The organism is Arthrobacter sp. Sr24, from assembly GCF_054511175.1.
Map to the genome: position 1 here is coordinate 34637 of NZ_JBTNDB010000021.1, position 16947 is coordinate 51583.

Annotated in this window: 15 protein-coding genes; 8 read left to right on the forward strand and 7 right to left on the reverse strand. The window is 56.5% G+C overall.

Translation table 11 applies throughout. From position 1 onward, the window contains the following. Window positions 1-60: 60 nt before the first annotated feature. Genes ACX80D_RS13400 through ACX80D_RS13415 form a run of 4 tightly spaced genes read left to right on the forward strand, consistent with a single transcriptional unit; the run spans window position 61 to window position 3241 of the window. Window positions 61-1116, forward strand: coding sequence for an ABC transporter substrate-binding protein (locus tag ACX80D_RS13400; RefSeq protein ID WP_459323273.1), 1056 nt, complete (start codon window positions 61-63; stop codon window positions 1114-1116). Continuing rightward, window positions 1113-1889, forward strand: coding sequence for an ABC transporter ATP-binding protein (locus tag ACX80D_RS13405; RefSeq protein ID WP_459323275.1), 777 nt, complete (start codon window positions 1113-1115; stop codon window positions 1887-1889). Before ACX80D_RS13400 ends, ACX80D_RS13405 begins: the two co-directional genes overlap by 4 nt. After that, on the forward strand, window positions 1886-2749 hold the full coding sequence (locus tag ACX80D_RS13410; protein WP_459323277.1) for an ABC transporter permease: 864 nt from the start codon (window positions 1886-1888) through the stop codon (window positions 2747-2749). Before ACX80D_RS13405 ends, ACX80D_RS13410 begins: the two co-directional genes overlap by 4 nt. 36 nt (window positions 2750-2785) lie before the next feature. Then, entirely contained in the window at window positions 2786-3241 is a 456-nt protein-coding gene (locus ACX80D_RS13415) for an RrF2 family transcriptional regulator (protein WP_459323279.1), read from the forward strand. A 9-nt stretch (window positions 3242-3250) separates the two neighbouring features. Here ACX80D_RS13415 and ACX80D_RS13420 read toward each other — a convergent pair whose 3' ends face one another. Then, entirely contained in the window at window positions 3251-3829 is a 579-nt protein-coding gene (locus tag ACX80D_RS13420; protein ID WP_459323280.1) for a hypothetical protein, read from the reverse strand. Then, entirely contained in the window at window positions 3826-4275 is a 450-nt protein-coding gene (gene pssD / locus ACX80D_RS13425) for a PssD/Cps14F family polysaccharide biosynthesis glycosyltransferase (RefSeq protein ID WP_459323282.1), read from the reverse strand. Before pssD ends, ACX80D_RS13420 begins: the two co-directional genes overlap by 4 nt. A 930-nt stretch (window positions 4276-5205) precedes the next feature. Between pssD and ACX80D_RS13430 the strand changes: the two genes are divergently transcribed. From ACX80D_RS13430 to cysN, 4 genes are read left to right on the forward strand one after another with little or no spacing between them, the layout of a single operon-like run. Then, window positions 5206-6768, forward strand: a complete 1563-nt coding sequence (locus ACX80D_RS13430; RefSeq protein WP_459323284.1) for a sugar transferase — start codon at window positions 5206-5208, stop codon at window positions 6766-6768. 51 nt (window positions 6769-6819) lie between these two features. Then, a complete protein-coding gene (locus ACX80D_RS13435) occupies window positions 6820-7626 on the forward strand; it encodes a 3'(2'),5'-bisphosphate nucleotidase CysQ (RefSeq protein ID WP_459323285.1) in 807 nt (268 codons plus the stop codon). 50 nt (window positions 7627-7676) lie between these two features. Then, window positions 7677-8606: a sulfate adenylyltransferase subunit CysD gene (gene cysD / locus ACX80D_RS13440; RefSeq protein WP_459323287.1), complete on the forward strand. Its 930-nt coding sequence runs from the start codon at window positions 7677-7679 to the stop codon at window positions 8604-8606. Beyond that, window positions 8606-9856: a sulfate adenylyltransferase subunit CysN gene (gene cysN / locus ACX80D_RS13445; RefSeq protein WP_459323289.1), complete on the forward strand. Its 1251-nt coding sequence runs from the start codon at window positions 8606-8608 to the stop codon at window positions 9854-9856. Before cysD ends, cysN begins: the two co-directional genes overlap by 1 nt. A 64-nt stretch (window positions 9857-9920) precedes the next feature. Here cysN and ACX80D_RS13450 read toward each other — a convergent pair whose 3' ends face one another. The 5 genes from ACX80D_RS13450 to ACX80D_RS13470 all read right to left on the reverse strand — a co-directional run bounded on the left by ACX80D_RS13450 (window position 9921) and on the right by ACX80D_RS13470 (window position 16936). Continuing rightward, a complete protein-coding gene (locus ACX80D_RS13450; RefSeq protein ID WP_459323291.1) occupies window positions 9921-10673 on the reverse strand; it encodes a hypothetical protein in 753 nt (250 codons plus the stop codon). A gap of 103 nt (window positions 10674-10776) precedes the next feature. After that, a complete protein-coding gene (locus ACX80D_RS13455; protein WP_459323293.1) occupies window positions 10777-11691 on the reverse strand; it encodes a glycoside hydrolase family 26 protein in 915 nt (304 codons plus the stop codon). Between the two features lie 278 nt (window positions 11692-11969). After that, on the reverse strand, window positions 11970-13580 hold the full coding sequence (locus tag ACX80D_RS13460) for a CBM96 family carbohydrate-binding protein (RefSeq protein ID WP_459323295.1): 1611 nt from the start codon (window positions 13578-13580) through the stop codon (window positions 11970-11972). Window positions 13581-13827: 247 nt separating this feature from the next. Beyond that, the gene (locus ACX80D_RS13465; protein WP_459323297.1) at window positions 13828-15381 is read right to left on the reverse strand and encodes a lipopolysaccharide biosynthesis protein; all 1554 of its coding nucleotides are present in this window, start codon (window positions 15379-15381) and stop codon (window positions 13828-13830) included. A 7-nt stretch (window positions 15382-15388) separates the two neighbouring features. Continuing rightward, window positions 15389-16936 carry a GumC domain-containing protein gene (locus ACX80D_RS13470; protein ID WP_459323299.1) on the reverse strand — a complete coding sequence of 516 codons (1548 nt, stop codon included), beginning with the start codon at window positions 16934-16936 and terminating at the stop codon, window positions 15389-15391. Window positions 16937-16947 lie beyond the last annotated feature (11 nt).

A 16947-nucleotide genomic window follows, 5' to 3' on the forward strand; every position in this document is an offset into this window, starting at 1 on the left:
TAACTTGCATAACCTAGCGGCAATGTATGTTTTAGCAATTCCGGGATAAGGACACTGATTATGAAACGAATCACCCAAGGAGTGGCAGCGCTGGCGGTTCTGGCATTGCTAGCCGCAACGACAGGCTGCACTCCGGCAGACAGTGCCGAAAATACGGCCGTGGGAGACGGGAACGCCACTGAGATTAGAATTGGATATTTTCCGAATCTGACACACGCTCCAGCCATTGTGGGGATGGAGAAGGGATTCTTTGCCAGCCATCTGGGAGCCACAACCTTGACTCCAACAGTCTTCAACGCGGGGCCGGCCGCTATCGAGTCCCTGTTTTCCGGAGCAGTGGACATGGTTTTTGTCGGGCCGAACCCCACTGTCAACGGATTCGTCAAGAGCCAAGGGACGGCGCTTCGAGTCGTGGCCGGAGCAGTCTCCGGCGGCGCTGGGTTGGTGGTCCGGGCCGGCATCAAGGATGTTGGAGATCTCCGCGGGAAAACAATCGCAACACCACAGTTGGGTAATACCCAAGACGTGGCTCTTCGTTCATGGCTAAAAGCTCAAGGGCTCAATGCCGACACGGAAGGCGGCGGAGATGTCAGCATCATGCCACAGGAAAACTCTTTGGCTCTTCAGTCCTTCCTCAGTGGCACCTTGGATGCTGCTTGGGTTCCTGAACCGTGGCTGACCCGAATGATCCAAGAGGGTAATGGACATCTTCTGGTGAATGAGAAGGATCTCTGGCCAGACGGCAAATTTGTGGTGACCAATCTGGTGGTGAGCACCGAGTTCCTCCAGAAGTATCCGGCGTCGGTGGCAGCGGTGCTGGCTGGTGAACTCGACGCGGTGGAGTTCATTACCGCAGAACCGGCGGAAGCGAAGAAAGTTGTCAATGAGGGGATCGAAAAAATTACCGGCCAACAGATCAAACCCGAGGTCCTTGATGGCGCGTGGAAAAATGTCAGCTTCACCCTTGATCCGCTCTCTGCAAGTTTGGCCAAAGGGGCGGCAAACGCTGCCGCTGTCGGGTTCATTGACACCTTCGATTTAACGGGGCTGTATGACTTAGCACCCCTGAACACGCTTCTGAAGGCGCGCGGACTCAAGGAGGTGCCGGTACCATGACCACTCAGGAATCAGTGGTCAAGGTGGGATCCACACTGCAATCGGCCGCGGTGGATATCAAGGGTGTCAGCAAGTATTACCACCGGAAGAACCAAAAGATCTGGGCCCTAGAAAATGTGAATCTTCAAGTGGAGCCCGGTCAGTTCGTGTGTCTGCTGGGGCGTTCGGGCTGCGGAAAGTCAACGCTGTTGAATCTGGTTGCAGGACTTGACGTCCCTAGCCGGGGGACTGTGGATGTCGGTGGACGCCGGGTGGGTGTGATGTTTCAAGACGCCAACCTCTTTCCCTGGCTCACTGTGGCCGGGAACATTGAGTTGGCTCTAAAGCTCTCCAAAGTTCCCAAGCGCGAACATGCGGACAGGGTTGGTGAGTTATTGGAAACGGTTCGGCTCGTTGGTGCGGAAAAGCTCCGTCCCCACGAACTCTCCGGAGGTATGCGGCAACGCGTTGCCTTGGCTAAAACCTTGGCGCAAGATTGCCAGATCTTGTTGATGGACGAGCCATTTGGGGCGTTGGATGCTTTTACCAGAGACGCCATGCACGACGAGATTGAGCGGATTTGGCAAGAACGGAACCTCACGGTTCTGTTCGTTACTCACAATGGGCGCGAAGCTGTCCGCCTAGCTGACAATGTGGTCATTATGGCCACCTCACCAGGGCGAATCGATCTCGAACGGCCCATTGATATTTCCCGCCCCCGAGCCATCGATACCGCTGAGGTGGCGACGGTTGCTGCAACCCTGTCGGCTCACATTCGAAAGCAGACATCATGAAAAACCTGTTGATCACCCAGAAGAGCGATGTAAGCGCGAAAATCGCTGTGGACGCTCCTCCCCGAGACAAGCGGGGGATCCGCTCGCTGCTTCCGCCCTTGATCGCTGTGGTACTGGTCTTGGTGCTCTGGGAAATCATTTACCTTTCCGGTTGGCGTCCGCACTATGTCCTTCCGTCGCCGCTTCAGGTCCTCGGACGGCTCATGTCGCTGTTGGGGGATGGGAAGTTCTGGTCGGGGGTATCCACAACGATGACGCGGGCCGGCGTCGGATTTGGCATATCTGTGCTCATCGGAACGGTGGTGGGGCTCTTAGTTTCCCAGTCGAGGATATTGCGAGAAGCGCTCGGATCCTTGATCACTGGAATGCAGACCATGCCATCGATCGCATGGTTTCCGTTCGCTATTTTGATTTTCGGGTTGACGGAAAATGCGATCCTCTTCGTGGTCTTACTGGGGGCAGCCCCGTCGATCGCCAATGGTCTCATTAGCGGAGTCGATGAGATTCCCCGGCCACTTCTGCGCAACGCCCAATCGATGGGTGCGACGGGGCTGCGCCTCTACAGATATGTGGTTATGCCGGCTTCGCTGCCCGCCTACGTCTCCGGGCTCAAACAGGGCTGGGCCTTCGCCTGGCGAAGTCTGATGGCTGGCGAGCTCCTGGTGATCATCGCCTCACGGCCATCGTTAGGAGCTTCTCTGCAGTTCTTTCGGGAATTCTCCGACACAACCGGATTGATGGCTATCATGATGGTGATACTTCTTGTGGGGATGGGTGTGGACCAAATTTTTACCGCGTTGTCCAAGCAGTTGCAGTTGCGCCGTGGACTGGGCGGAGGCTTGCAGGGCAGGAAAGCGTAGTATGCAGGGCGTCGTCGCCCGGACAAGGAGTTCGCCATGCATGTGACAGCCAAAGCTGATTATGCGTTGCGGGCGGTCATTGAATTGGCCCTCCATGAGGGTTCAATGGTCACCCGCGAAAGGATTGCCGCAGAGCAAGCAATCCCCACAAAATACCTTGAGGCCATTTTGGCCCAGCTGACCCGCAGCGGAATACTCGCGGCCAAGCGAGGTGTCAACGGCGGCTACCTCTTGGGCCGCGCGGCAGCAAAAATATCTGTCGCAGATGTGATTAGAGCCGTCGATGGACCGCTGGCCGGTGTCCGAGGTCAACGGCCTGAGGATGTTGATTACCCGGCCTCCAGCACTGCTTTGAGAGAGGTTTGGATTGCTGCCCGGGCCAGCCTGCGGGCCGTGCTTGAAGCCACCACTGTAGAGGAGATTGCTCACAAGGCGCTCTCGGATGAGGTTGTTGAGCTGCTCCATGGGGCGGGTGCTTGGGAGCGTCGTTAGATCAGCTGCCTAGTGACGGCTGATGACCTGACGAATGCGGTGTAAAGCGATGGGGCCTGTAACGACCCGGTCAAGCTGGGAGAGGGCAGATTCAAGTTTCCGTGCTGCCGCTGCGGGGTCACTTCGCCGTGGCTGGGTGCGCATTTTTGCCGGGTTTGCCAGTGCCAAGGAAAGCTCGCGGAAGAGGTCCTGGGCAGTTTCGACGGCGATGGCCTCGCCATGGTCCGCCATGGTCCTGGTGAACGCAATCTGATGCCCATCCACCACTTCGTGGAGTTCTGGGCGGCGGGGGATAGCAAGCGGAATATGCCCAACTTCTCTCGCGTCGAGAATGGAGCCAGGGCCTCCCTGGACAACAACTACGCTGGCGAGACTGTACAGCTCTAAAAGGTCTTCTCGCGGCATACGAGGAACCCCCGATGCCACAGCGGGCTCCTTGCTGCCTCCATATTGCACCAGGCACGACGGCGGATCGGCTTGGGAGCTGAGCCACTCGTCAATCCAGTCGATTAGACGATCAAATTTGTGATGGTCGGTGCCTAGGGAGACCACCACTTGCGCGGCGTCATGACCTGGCGTGGTGCTCACAGCACGGGCCCAATATTGATGGCGTCCGGATAGTAGCGCAATTGTTCCTCCCACTGAACACAAAAAACATCGGACATTGGATAGCACAGCCGGCCGCTCAGGGTGGGCATGGTGATTCGGTCAAAGCATTCTATGTAGACCGTGTGGATACCGAACAGTCTGGCAAGCAAGAAGAAAGGGACGCTGACGCCGGCGCCGACGGAAACAACTACGTCGGGACGTGATCGTCGAAGGGTGGGCCAAGCCAAAAAAAGGTTGCGGATGGCATTCGGAACGTTCCGCGTGGTCGGGAAATAGCACCATGTCACGTCTTCGCCCACTAGCGCGGCTTCCACTTCTGGCCGCCGGAAAGTTACCCACTGCCGTGTGCAGTCCTTCCACCAGCTCTCCAGTGGCAACAACTGTGCCAAATGGCCCCCTGCGGAAGTAACAAACATGACTTTCATTCAAGCGGTCCTTTCCCTCTGTGAATCGTCCTGCACATCCGGACTGTCACTCGCAAAGGCTCTGAATGCGCGCCGGAAATGCTATGTAGTGGATATCAGCCTAGGATCAGCGTTTGCTTTTGCCACGAGTACTGGTTACTTGAATCAGCGACCGCACTACGCGGTTCACCAGAGTGCTGGCATTTATCTCGAGTGCGGCACTGCCGAGCGCGTAGTTCCACCTGCTGGCAAGTAGTGGGGCTGGAAACTTCGGCTAAAGGTAAGTGATCTCATGACACTTTCCCGTAGTTCTTACCCGTGCCAGGGTGGGCGGACTCTTCCTAGACTTGCCTTAGTCCCTCCTCGGGACAGAGGGTAGAAACACCTGCAGTTGCCGAGGTTCTGGGGCACATCGCAGCCGATGCCCAACCACCAAAAGCACAAAATGGACATCGGCCCCCTAATCGGGAGTCGGTGGCGAATTGTCGTCTGAGACCACGGCATCCCCCAGTCGCCGCCGGCTCCTTCTTCATGTCACGGGCGAGGGATATAGCCAGGGCGGGTACTACCCGGTGCCGGGTTGGGACAAATCGAGTACTGCCTACTCGTGTTCTTACTCTGGATCGTTCCTAGGCTAAGAGTAAATATTGGACCTTGTTGGGGGAATAGACCATGGATGAACCGGAAGCGTCAGAAGTACGTACGATCATTGAACCGTCGAAGCCGCGCCTAGCGGCGGAAATACTGGCAGGCCGCATTCCACGGCCACCTGATACGGGTTCTAGGTATGTTCGATGCTCTCGCTTTGGCGCGGCCCCCCTGTGCGGAGCCGGCGGCGACGGTGCCTTGACTGCTAAAGGCACCTCCCCCAGCCGTCGTCGGCTCCTTTTCTACCCGCCGTTTGGCAGACTCCAGTGCCGGGTCTCGACACTGCGGTCGAAGTAGCCAGCGGTGAGACCTTTTGATTTAGGAGCCAATGACGGCGGCGTTCGGCGGCTGGTGGGCCCATTTACCACAACGTACGGCGATAAAACCACGGCGGAAAAGCAGTTTCCCAAGCGGGATTCGGCACACCATTCGCCTACTCGCGAGCGGTCAGGTGGATCGGCCATCACGTGGGCCAAGCATTACCGGGCCAGATTACGAATAACGGACACGGTGCTTGTCATCATTTCTGTTGTGCTGAGTTCAGGTGTGGTGGCTGAGGGGCTGAACCTTTCGATCTATCGAGTGGTACTTGTAGATTTGGGGATGGCAACGGTGTGGTTGCTCGCCATGTCCCTATGGAAGACACGGGACTCGAGAATTGTTGGTGTCGGTCCTGGCGAGTATAAGCGAGTCATCGCCGCCTGTGGCGGCGCATTTGGTTGGCTGGCAGTGCTATTTCTGCTCAATCAGGCCCAGGGCATGGCAGTGTTATTCCTCGTCACCATGCCCATCGGCACAGTTGCTGTGCTTGCAGGGCGCTGGGGGTGGCGGCACTGGCTGATTCGCCAACGCGAGTTCGGTCATTACCTTTCCCGAGTGATTGTTTTGGGCAACCTTGATGACGTCGATTACGTCGTTGACCAGATCGATAAAAAATCTGGCGCTCTTTACAAAGTGGTTGGCGTTGCCTTGGAAGAGTATTCAGTCGGTACCGAGCTGCGCGTGGGGCGGTCTCAAGTGGCTGTGGTTGCGGGCCTGGAGAACGTCACCGAGGCTGTGGCTCTCTATAACGCCGATGCAGTCATCGTTGCCGGGCAAGTTAACGGCGGTAGCAGTTATCTGCGTGAGCTGGGTTGGAAACTGGAGGAAAGCGCTACCGAGCTCGTGGTGGCCCTGGCTTTGACAAATGTTGCTGGTCCCCGGATTCAGATGCGTCCGGTGGAAGGGCTGCCACTAATGCATGTGGACCTGCCCCAGTTCGCCGGCTATAAGCATTTTTTGAAGCGCTCGGTGGATTTTGTCGGTGCACTGTTTGCGATTCTCCTGTTGAGTCCGCTGCTTGCTGTTCTTGGTTTTCTGATCCGCAGGGACAGCCCTGGACCTATCATCTTCCGTCAGGAGCGTGTGGGCCGCGATGGCAACACTTTCGAAATCTACAAATTCCGCTCTATGAGTGTCGATGCCGAGGAGCGCCTGCTCGAACTGGCCGATCTCAACGAGGGGAGCGGACCGTTGTTTAAACTCCGTGAGGACCCTCGCGTGACCCGTGTCGGCACGTGGATGCGCAAGTTTTCTCTCGATGAACTCCCACAGTTTTTCAATGTCCTCAAGGGGCAGATGTCCTTGGTTGGGCCACGTCCGCCGTTGCCTTCAGAAGTGGCAACTTACGACGGCACAACGAGCCGCCGTCTCTTTATCAAACCTGGGGCAACCGGCTTATGGCAGGTGAGTGGAAGATCTGACTTGGACTGGCAAGAAAGCGTCCGGCTTGACCTCTACTACGTTGAAAACTGGTCCTTGACCGGTGACCTGATGATCATGTGGCGCACGTTCAAAGTCATGTTTCAACCTGCCGGAGCTTATTGAATAGCGGCACAGGAACTAAATTCACTATCACCACGGACACTGGGGCTTCGTATGAACTCGGAAATAAATGTACTTCACACTACTACTTCAGCTATCTCAGCCGAGACTGACCTGCTGCTCGCCGTTCGGCTTGCCAGGGAAGCTGGCGAGCTATTGTTAGCGCTCCAAACACAGGCCCTGCAAGATGGCATCCCACCGGCTGATCTGAAGTCTCTCGGTGATCAGCGCGCACAGGACTACTTGGCAGCTTCCCTGGCTGACAAACGGCCCGAAGACCATGTGCTCTCCGAAGAAGGGGCAGACAATCAACGGCGTACAACAGCACAGCGTGTCTGGATCATTGATCCGTTGGATGGGACCAGGGAATTCTCAGAAGGACGAACTGATTGGGCCGTGCATGTGGCCCTTTGGGTTTCTGGTCGTCTGCACGTGGGTGCCGTTGCGTTGCCCGGGTTGGGAAAGACGCTCGGTAGCGGCCCCGAGCAAACAGCCCCACAACGGCAACCCGGTCCACTCCGCTTCGCCGTTTCCAGGACGCGAGCGTCGAGTCTTGTCACGGAGCTTGCCGCGCGCTTTGACGCCGAACTTGTTCCGATGGGATCGGCCGGGTTCAAGGCGGCTGCGGTAATTGAGGGTGTTGTAGATGCGTATGTGCACAGTGGCGGGCAATACGAATGGGACTCCGCAGCACCCGTTGCAGTAGCTCGCAGCCGCGGTCTGCATGCCAGCCGGATTGATGGCAGTGAGCTTCTTTACAATCGTGCGGACCCATACCTTCCTGATCTTCTGCTTTGCCGTCCTGAGCTTGCTATTGAAATTTTGGATGGAATTCGCGAACTTGGCGACATCACTGCCTAAACGCCAAAAAACTAGCCTCACTATGTATAAGAGTCTCAGAAAGGAATCCCATGCTAAGCCCCGATCGCACGGAAACTGGCGGAGGCTTCAACCTCAGCCAGCTGCGGATATTGGAGTCAGAAGCCATCTATATCATCAGAGAAGTGGTGGCCGAACTCGAACACCCGGCCCTGATGTTCTCTGGTGGCAAGGACTCAATTGTCCTACTCCATCTGGCGGCGAAAGCCTTCGCGCCAGCCCCCATCCCCTTCCCTGTTGTCCACATCGACACGGGGCATAATTTTTCCGAGGTCTTGGAATTTCGAGACAAGCTCGTGGCCGACTTTGGCCTCAGTCTCGTGGTTGGATCCGTCCAGGACGCCATCAATCGTGGACTGGTTCAGGAAGAACCCAATGGATCTCGGAACAGATTGCAGACCAGAGTTCTCCTGGAAACTGCCGAGAAATTTGGTTTCAACGCTCTAATGGGTGGGGCCAGACGAGATGAAGAGAAGGCTCGCGCCAAAGAGCGGGTGTTCTCCTTCCGTGACGAGTTCGGCCAGTGGGATCCGAAGAATCAGCGTCCGGAGCTGTGGGAACTTTACAACACTCGCTTGCATCTTGGCGAAAGCATTCGAGTGTTTCCGATCTCCAACTGGACGGAGCTGGATATCTGGAGCTACATAGCCGAGAAGAATATTGGCGTCCCGTCCATCTACTATGCGCACCAGCGTGAGGTGTTCGACCGTGGTGGGATGCTTTTCGGTGTTCACGAACATTGCCAGCCCCGTGCGCATGAGGAGGTCTTCACGGAAACGGTGAGGTACCGCACCGTAGGGGATGCCAGCCTGACAGCAGCCGTACGTTCGCCAGCTGCAACGGCGCAGGAAATTGTGGTGGACGTCGCAGCAACTCGGATTACCGAGCGTGGGGCAACACGTGGCGATGATCAGGTCAGTGAAGCGGCCATGGAAGATCGAAAGAAAGAAGGGTATTTCTGATGGACCTCTTGAGATTTGCTACCGCCGGATCGGTGGATGACGGGAAAAGCACCCTCATTGGCAGGATGCTTTACGATTCAAAATCAATATTTACCGATCAACTGGAATCCATTGAACGAACCAGTCGGGAACGCGGTGATGAATACACCGATTTGGCGCTGCTGACGGACGGATTACGTGCTGAAAGGGAACAAGGAATTACCATCGACGTGGCTTATAGGTATTTCTCAACTCCCAAGCGGAAATTCATAATCGCCGACACGCCGGGACATATCCAATACACCAGGAATATGGTGACTGGCGCATCTACTGCAGATGCTGCAATAGTTCTTATTGATGCCCGAAAAGGAATTGTCGAACAAAGTCGACGCCACGCATTCTTGGTGTCATTGTTGCAGGTCCCACATTTGATTTTGGCAATCAACAAGATGGATCTTGTGGATTTCTCGGAAAACGTCTACGAGAGTATTAGGGCGGAGTTCGCCCAATTCGCGGCCAAGCTGGAGGTAGCTGACCTTCAAGTGATTCCAGTATCGGCTCTGCAAGGCGACAACGTGGTGACTCGTTCGGAGCGAATGCCATGGTACAACGGTCCCTCACTCCTGCACCATCTGGAGACTTTGCACATTGCCAGCGACAGAAATCTAGTGGACGCGCGGTTCCCGGTGCAATATGTGATCCGGCCTCATCAGAGCAGTCACCATGACTATCGAGGCTATGCCGGTCGAGTGACCGGCGGCGTCTTGCGAGTCGGGGATGAGGTGTTGGTGCTGCCCAGCGGGCTGCCGTCAAAGATAGCGTCAATTGTTGATGCCGATGGTCCAGTGGAAGCAGCTTTTTCGCCTATGTCAGTCACTATCTGTCTGGAGGATGATCTGGACATTTCCCGCGGAGACATGATTTGCCGGCCGCATAACCAGCCCTCGGTTTCTCAGGACATCGATGCCATGGTGTGCTGGATGGGGAACAAGCCGCTAGAAGTGGGCCAGCGGCTAGCCATCAAGCACACAACACGGAACGCTCGGGTCCTGGTGAAGGAATTGCAGTATGAGTTGAATATTAACTCTTTACATCGCAACTCTGAAGCGTCAGTGCTCAAACTCAATGAGATTGGCAGGGTCAGGTTGAGGTCCACCGCGCCGCTCTTTGCTGACGAGTATCGACGAAACCGGCAGACGGGTGGATTCGTCTTGATTGATGAAGCTAACAACAACACCGTGGGTGCAGGGATGATTGTCAACGCTGACTAGAATTTGGTGGTTCACGGCCTGTCCCGGAGACGATTATCGAGTCCGGGACGGGCCGTTGTTGTTCCTACCAGGCCCATTCCCAGCCATAGGAACCTTCAAAACCACCTATGACATAGGAGGCAGAGCCGCTCCCGGGCACCACGTCCAAGATAATTGCGCCCTTTTCAGTTGTCCCTGGTTCAATGGGGCTTGGGAGCATAGCGTTCTGGTCTACACATCCCGCACTGTTACCAATAGGGTCAGATAGGCGGATGGCGGAACCGTCCCAGACTGAGAAGTCCGGAGCCGACATGGCCAAGCTGGGCCAACCTGAGTCGGCAAAATTGTTGTTAGCACTCAAAGACAAGTTGAGCCGAATATATTGTCCGTTGAGGCTAGGCAAGGCTCCGGGGGCCGTGCACTTAAAATTCGTGTCGATGCTGACCACTGATAGCTTGGCAAATTCCTGCCCGCCTCCGGTCTCACCGAAAGTACCGGTCTTACCCACCTCGACAGGGATGTTGCCACGGCCGTTAAGATTCAATTCCTTCAGCGGGTCAGCGACTGGACTAGGTGCTGAGGCAGAGGAAGCAGCGGAGGGTTTCTGAGTCGGCGTCACCGGCGCGGGTGCCTGCGCAGTGGCCGTTTGAGCCGGTGGCGGAGTTGCAGAAGGGCTCTCGCTGGCGCTCACCGAAGGTGTGGCAGTGGACAGGGGAGTCACTACAGCGGTTCCGCCCGCTACCGTCACAGGGGCACTGGGATTTGCTGGGGGAGTGGAACAGGCAGAGATGACTGTCAGCACTGTGGCTGCGCAGAGCAAAACAGGAACTTTTTTCATTCAGGTCTCCGAACCAAGAACACAAGAGCCGATACCCGGCAGCCGGGTGCTTTGATGATAACTGGATCCGAAGGCGAAAGGTACAGGTAGTGCGGCGGTGTTTTTAAGTAGCTGGCCCGCGTTTGATCACGCCGGTTGGGCAGCCCCATGGTGCCGTCAAAATATCGCTGTGCGCAAGCCGCCGAAAGGCTAGGAGAGATTGCCTGCTGGAATCTACTGCTGTGGTGCCGACGGAGATCCTTCGGCCATCAGCTGTTTTGGCTCCGTGGTTCCAATACACCATGGCCCTGAGCCGTGGAAAGCTTGGTAGCTGCTTGGCAACCGAATCAAGAAAGTCGGCATTGAGTCGAGGAGAATCTGGTGGGTCATGGACGCCCCATTCACCGAGCATTTGCGGCTTGTCGGGAAAAGTTGTCGCAGCCCAAGTATAAAATCCAGGCCAGTCGGGGCCCTGTTGGTTCAGCAATGCGGTGAGGTCTGGAGTGCGGAGTAAATCATAGGCATAAGGATCCTGCGCAATCCAATCAACCACGTCATCACCAGGGTACAGCTCAAGGAACCATGGCTGGCTGGCCCATTTGTAGCTACCTGTGTAGTTCATGACAGTTACGACGTTGGTGACGCCGTTGCTACGGAGCATGCGTGTGACGTAACGAAAGTAGTCCCGGAAGTCAGCTGCCGTTTGTCCAGACCCGGAGCGAACGTCCACCTCATCTTCCATTTCAGCACTCAGTGAGAGGAAAAATGGATCTTTGAGGTTATCGCCTAGCTCTCTGGCGAGTTCATGGAGATACTCATCTGCCGCGCCCTTGGCAACATCACCCCAAGTAAGCCCGTCGGGCTTCCAGTTGTAGAACGGGATTCGGTGGACCCCGTTCTCGTCAATGCGGTTCAGCTCAGTTGCTGTGGGGAACACTTTGTCCTGCCCGCGTTTGTAATAGCGGACAATGTCAACCGGGCGTCCAATAGTGTCCTCGAAGCCCATCAATGCCGCATCCCAATTCTGAGAAGCCTCCATCGGGTTGGGCGCCACTCCGAAAAGAACCGGGCACGGCGTTGTGTGAGGTATTCCAGGCAGGATAAAAAGCAAACCCAGCAAAAAGGTGAGCAGGCCGAGTCGGCTGCTTCGCCACGGATTCACCATGCCTCCACAATCACTGCATCCCCCAGAATTGTGTTCAGCATAAGTCAAATTCACGGTGAAGGGTAGGGCACCCAAGCTGCAGAGCAAACACTGATGGCGGGTGAGTGGCAATTAAGCCACTCACCCGCCATCAGTGTAGGTAGAGTCTGCTGCTACTTCAGGTAGCTGGCGCCAGCCTTAGTGAGCAGATCGCTGTTGGCGAAAGACTTGTAGGCGGCCAGTGAGGTAGTCTTCGACGTCACCAGAGTGTCTCCGACCGAAAGTACGTTTCCGGAGGGCTCTACGCCGCTGGAATCCCAGTAGACGAGCGCCTTGAGCTTAGGCAGCTGTGTCAGCTGTGCTTCTGCAGTTTTGAAGAAATCAGCTTTATACGTGGGGTAAGCGGGATCTTCATCAACGCCCCATTCGCCCAGCATTTGCGGCTTGTCAGGGTAGTTGGCTGCAGCCCAGTTGTAGAAACCAGGCCACGTTGAAGAATTGCTCGTGCGGTTGACCATCCCGGCGAAGTCCGTCAACCAAACAGGGGGTTTGCCGAAAGCATACGGATCCTGAGCGATCCAATCAACCACGTCGTTGCCCGGGTAGAGGTCCTTGAACCAGGACATTTCGCCCCACTTTTGAATACCCGTGTAGTTCATGACGGTGACCATATTGCTGGCGCCATTGGCACGCAGTACTTGGGTAACATGGCGGAAGAAGTCACGGTAATCCGTAGCTGTCTGACCTGAGCCAGCAGCGGTCTTCACTTCATCTTCCATCTCGGCATTCAAGGAAAGATAAAACGGTTTGTCGGCATTGGCCTTCATGTGCGCTGCAAGCTGCTTGAGGTAACTATCCGCTGCACCGTCGGCAACCTGGCGCCACGTCTGACCACTTGGCTTCCAGTTGTAGAAGAGAATCCTGTTCTTACCAGTTTCATCCTGGCGGTTAAGCTCAGCCGTGTTGGGGAACATGGCACTCTGGCCGCGCTTGTAGTAGTGGGCAATGTCCATCGTGCGCCCTGAGGTCTTCTCAAAGTTAACGAGGGCTTGATCCCAGCTTTCACCGGAGAGGGGGTTCGCTGACGCACCATAGAGGACGCCGCAACTCGGCACCAGCTTGGCAGAGACCTGGCAGGTCGATGGCTTTGACACGACCGGGGGTGTGGTCGGCGGCGTCACCACCGGCGGCGTCGTTCCGACCGGAGGTGTCGTAGGGGCGGTCGTGGCGTTCTTCGTGACAGTGATACTTGGCTGCGCTCCAGCCGCTTCGCGGGACGCAATACGGCTCAAGCCGCTGCTCCGATCCAATTTGATCGAAACCGTGCCGTCGCTGGCAGATATCCCACTGAGCGTCAGGGCAACCTTTTCCTCCCCCCCGGTTACGGCGACGCTGCCGACTGACTTACCAGCTTCAGGAGCAGAAGCGTACGTCAAGGTGCCTTCGCTCCACGAAGAGGCAACGGTGGCAGCTTTGATGACGCCCGCCGTGCCACCGAGAACCGTCAGCTCAATATTGAGCTGATCAGTGCTGGCAATAGGGCCCAAAGCCACAAATTTGAGATAGCCGCTCTTGCTGTCGGCGCTGTCGAAGCCCACGGAGATCTTGGCTGCGGTGCCATATGACTTGCTTGGAACCGTCGAAACGGTATATCCGTCGGCCACGGCCACATTGCCTTCTGCGGCCTGCGCCGGGAGGGCGACTGATAGGGCTGACATCAGCAGGACCACTGACGCCACTGCCGCCAGCGGCTTTGTTACTGAAAATTTCTGGGGGATGCTCACATGGGGTGAGCTCCTGAAATGCTTAGACGAAGAGTGATTCGTCATACCTAAAACTCCATTTCGGCTGCCACCTTGGCCCCAGCCAACAAGCTAGCCGCAATAATAGTTATTGAACCGTTATGGATACTACTGGACGCGCATCATGAGGACAAATCGCCATTGTGGGTGCGGTTGCGGCCCGCCTACTCTCTGTGAGGTGAGTTCCTCTGTTCACGAACTGACCTCTGGTGTGACATCCCACCTGCAGTTAACTCTTGAGAATCAGCCCGTCGCGGCGCCACCACAGGCAAGAAGCGTAGATGAGCGCTGCCCCAAAGACAATGAGTAAATCGGTCATGAGGTTCTCAGCGAAGACCCATCTCGCCAGACTTGTCAGCATGAAGAAGATCACAAAAATTGCAGTTATTGCCATGGCGCCTTGGCGTGAGAAGGGGGAAATTGCTAGCGTTCGCTGAACTTGCAAATAACACAGTACATTCTTGACGATGATGGCCCCCATCCAGGCCACGGCTGCCCCCGTGGCGCCCCAGATAGGGATCAGTAGGAGACAGGCTCCTATGTCCACTATGAGTGCGGAGATGGTGTTGAGCAGTGAGAGGCTGCTGCGGCCAGCCATGAGCAGAAGCATGTCCATTGGCCCCATCGCTGCAGCGAAGAGCATGGCAAGGGCCAAGATCCGAAGAGAATCTGCTCCAGCTACGTAGCTGTCGCCAAAAAAGGTCGAGAGTAAAACATCCGCAAACACGACAAACGTGATGTAGATCGGTGTCGCTAGGATGACTGACCACAAGGTGAGTTGCCTCGTGACCAGGCGGGCTCCGTCGTGGTTATTTCTGGACAGCAACTTGGCGATTTGGGGTTCGCTGACTTGTTGAATTGCGGCAGTTGCAAGTTGACCGAGGGCAAGGAACCTCGAGACGGCGGTATATAGGGTGGCGACAGCAGGGCCGGCAATGATCGTCACGAGGATGATGTCTGAGCGCTGCAGACCCACCTGTGCGAGGCGGGCGAAACCGCGGGGTATGGTGAAGCGCCAGAATTCGCCGATATCAGCTCGTGGAGACGTAGCGGTGACAGCTGAGTCGGAGCGAAATAGGGCATGTCGGTGTACAACCAGCCAAGTTGCGACGCTGCAAAGACCCACCACATAGGGGGCGGACCATGCCAGGGCTAGTGCAGTTGCGTTGCCTCCGGCCAAGCCCACAGCTAAGACCGCCAAGACTTGCAATACTGGTCTCACCATACGTTCAATGACGATGGTGGGTTTCATGATGCTCAGTCCTCGCGTCACCGCCAAGAACAATTCATAAGCTGCAGCAACTGGTAGCGCGCACGCCAGGACCGTGAGCATTTCGGCTGCTTGAACGCTGGCCGCATCCACAAGGAACTGCGCCACCGTTGCTGCAAAAACCACCCCCAGAGTCATGATAAACAGTGCCAGGGACAGCGCCACGAAGATTCCGCTGAGAATCAGTCGCCGATTGCCGCCACTTTGTCCCCGGCCAGCATTCCATGCCAAGAAGCGGATAAGACCCTGATCAACGCCCAACTGCGAAAGCGCTAAGGCGATGAGGAACAGTGACGACAGCGCAAAAAGTGTGCCAGCAGTTGTAGCGTCCCACAACCTAGTAATCAGAATGACCAGCACGAAGTTTGCTACCGCCGACAGGCCTGCGCCGAGGAGGTTAGCGCTGCCAGCCCGGGCGATTCGCTTTACCGCATGGTGCGCATCAGCTTGGTGGCCGTGTTGTGGTGGTGTGGGAATTTCTTGATTATTGGTGAGGTCGTTGCCGGTGGACATCGCGGTATTAGTTGCGCGGCTGGTGGGAAAACACCCGGTTGGATGGCAGTGGTGGGGGATCAACGACTGTGGAGTCTGTGGATGGTCCGGGGGAAGTTGCGGGGGCATCCTGATCTTGATGTGGACGTTCCTCGGTGGGGCGGGTGTCTTGGTCCGGTGACGAACCCACACCAGCAGCTCGGCGAGGTGTTAGGCGGCGCTCGGCACGGCCGAGGAGTACAGAACCGGCAAATTCGCTATGAATTTGCCGCATCACGTCCAGGACTGGTGCCAGCGCCGCCACCGTTGCCTGGTGGGCATCAATGACCAGCATGACTTCTGCTGCATGATTTGCCAAAGCCACTCCGGCTGCCGTGTCCAACGAGGGCCCTGCCACTAGGACTACAGCATCGGTACGCAGTTCGTTCAAGATCTCGCCCAGGGCGGGGCGGAGCGAGAGCTCATCCCAACGTTCCACAAGGGTGCCCAGCTCCAAGACCATGTGCTTTCCCTGCGGTTGGAGCAGCCGCCAGACGTCCGACGGCGTGCGGCCGGCGGCCAGGAGGTCGGTTAGCCCAACGACAGATGACGTGTCCTCGTGTTCAGTTTTGGTAGCTTGCACGAGCACGACAGGAGTTCCTGCGTCGTCGAAAGCCGTGGCTAATTCCCTGGAAACCTGCAAAGTATCAGTCCCATGCGGTACGCCAGTCAGGAGCAGGACGTGATTTTCCAGTGGTTGCGCAGATTGCAGAACGAGTTGTAGGCGGCGGTAACCATCGGTATCCGGGATCAGCTGATCCGGGGACTTCCAGCGTCGAATCGTGCCACGCAACGGCCCTCCACCAGCGGCAGTAATATCACCTTCATCCCGGATACTCTGATCAAAATGCTCCCTGGCCAAGAGTACGATGAGTGCGAAGAGGGCGAAGAGCAAAACCACGCCGACCGCGATCAGCGCTGGGTTGATGCCATTGGGGCTACCGGGCAGTACTGCCGGGCTAATAATGTCGCCGGGGATGATAGAAGTGGAATCTGCACCAGTTTGCAGGAGCCGCACTTGGGCAAGTTGGTTGGCATAAAGGGTGACCTGCTGCTCCAGATCCAAGATCTGAGCCTGTACAGAAATGTTCCGGCGTGCACTATCTAGCTGCTTCGAGGCGGTGTCGAGCAAGGTGGTGATGGACGCCAACTGCTGGTTGCGCAGTTCAGTTTCTGCTGTCACAACGCGGGTGGCGCGTTCTTTGCGGTAGTTGAGGTAACTTTCGGCGAGTGCTTGGGCACCTGCTTGCGCCAGCTGCGGATTCGCCTGCGTGTAGGTGATCTGAACAACTTGAGAGTTGGAAGGTACCTCAGTGAAAATATCTGCGCGCATGTCGGCCGGCAGCGTCACGCCCTTTTGCGTGGCTAGCTTCACAGCGGCGCCAACAACGACATCGGTGTAGACAAGACCAGCTTCTGTGGTGAGTGCTGCCAGCTGCTCGGTCCGGGACGGTGGCGTTGTGGGTGAATAAGGGTTTCCTGCCAGCGGTTGGAGAAACACAATGCTGGTTGAAGAATATGTGGGTTTGGTAATCATGATTGATCCCG

Excerpts from the sequence above, each read along its gene's own strand:
- ACX80D_RS13465 (WP_459323297.1), bottom strand. The coding sequence starts at position 15,381 with ATGTCCACCGGCAACGACCTCACCAATAATCAAGAAATTCCCACACCA.
- ACX80D_RS13410 (WP_459323277.1), top strand. The coding sequence starts at position 1,886 with ATGAAAAACCTGTTGATCACCCAGAAGAGCGATGTAAGCGCGAAAATC.
- ACX80D_RS13400 (WP_459323273.1), top strand. The coding sequence starts at position 61 with ATGAAACGAATCACCCAAGGAGTGGCAGCGCTGGCGGTTCTGGCATTG.
- ACX80D_RS13450 (WP_459323291.1), bottom strand. The coding sequence starts at position 10,673 with ATGAAAAAAGTTCCTGTTTTGCTCTGCGCAGCCACAGTGCTGACAGTC.
- ACX80D_RS13405 (WP_459323275.1), top strand. The coding sequence starts at position 1,113 with ATGACCACTCAGGAATCAGTGGTCAAGGTGGGATCCACACTGCAATCG.
- cysD (WP_459323287.1), top strand. The coding sequence starts at position 7,677 with ATGCTAAGCCCCGATCGCACGGAAACTGGCGGAGGCTTCAACCTCAGC.
- ACX80D_RS13435 (WP_459323285.1), top strand. The coding sequence starts at position 6,820 with ATGAACTCGGAAATAAATGTACTTCACACTACTACTTCAGCTATCTCA.
- pssD (WP_459323282.1), bottom strand. The coding sequence starts at position 4,275 with ATGAAAGTCATGTTTGTTACTTCCGCAGGGGGCCATTTGGCACAGTTG.
- ACX80D_RS13415 (WP_459323279.1), top strand. The coding sequence starts at position 2,786 with ATGCATGTGACAGCCAAAGCTGATTATGCGTTGCGGGCGGTCATTGAA.
- cysN (WP_459323289.1), top strand. The coding sequence starts at position 8,606 with ATGGACCTCTTGAGATTTGCTACCGCCGGATCGGTGGATGACGGGAAA.
- ACX80D_RS13455 (WP_459323293.1), bottom strand. The coding sequence starts at position 11,691 with ATGGAGGCTTCTCAGAATTGGGATGCGGCATTGATGGGCTTCGAGGAC.
- ACX80D_RS13470 (WP_459323299.1), bottom strand. The coding sequence starts at position 16,936 with ATGATTACCAAACCCACATATTCTTCAACCAGCATTGTGTTTCTCCAA.